The sequence below is a fragment of the Streptomyces europaeiscabiei genome (genome assembly GCF_001550375.1).
Lineage (GTDB): Bacteria > Actinomycetota > Actinomycetes > Streptomycetales > Streptomycetaceae > Streptomyces > Streptomyces europaeiscabiei.
In genome coordinates, this window is sequence record NZ_LRTR01000893.1 from 1 (window position 1) to 882 (window position 882).

Sequence of the window (882 nt, forward strand, 5' to 3'; positions counted from 1 at the left end):
GACCGGGGACCCGAGTACGCGCAGGCGGCCGGACTCGGTCCGGTGCCCCTGCCCGCGGGGCCGGGTGCGCCCGGCGCTCCCCTGCCGATGCCTCTGCCGATGCCTCTGCCCGCCGGTAACACCGCACCCGCCGCACCCGCCGTGCCGGTGCAGGGCGGGGAGGCGTACGACGGTGCGGGCAGCCAGGGTGCGGTCGGCACGGGCGGGGGCTTGGTCCCTGCCGCCGGAGGGCAGCCGATTCCCACTGGGCAGCCGGTTCCCGCCGGGCAGCCGATTCCCGCCGGTGTACCCGTGCAGGCTGGGGGAGTTGTGCCCGCCGGAGGGCCCGCGCCCGCCGGAGGGCCGGTGCCCGCCGCCGGCATCGGGCAGCAGGTCGCCGGGGTCGGACAGCAGATCCCGCAGGGTGGCGCGGTGGCGCCGGGTGGCGTCGCCGGTCCGGGTGCGGGTCAGACGGTCGGTGCGGCCCAGGTGGTCGGCGCCGGTCAAGCCGCCGGTACCGGGCCGGACCTCGGTGCCGGGCAGGCCGTCGGCGCCGGGCAGATCCCCGGCGTGGGTCAAGTGGCCGCCGCGGGCCAGGTGTCGGGTGCCCCCGCCGGTGGTGTCGACGACGGTCGCCATGACGCCGCGCCGCACCATCCCGCCGACGACCACACACCGCCGCAGCCGCACCCGGTGCCCACGCCGACAGGCCGCCGCCGGGCGGTACGGCAGCCCGCTCCCCAGCAGGGTGAAGGCGTGGCCACGTTGGCGCCCGCGCAAGGGGTGTCGGCCCAGGGTGCTCCCGCGCAGGGCATTCCCCCACAGGGAGGACCGGGGCAGCCGGCGCTCGCGCAGGGCGCAGCGGTGGCCGCCGCGCAGCCCGGGTCCGCCCAGGGTGTCCCG

General features: G+C 79.5%; 1 pseudogene. It reads right to left on the reverse strand.

Annotation, left to right across the window (positions count from 1 at the left end):
* Positions 1–882: pseudogene (locus AWZ10_RS52095) on the reverse strand (hypothetical protein); the annotation flags it as partial.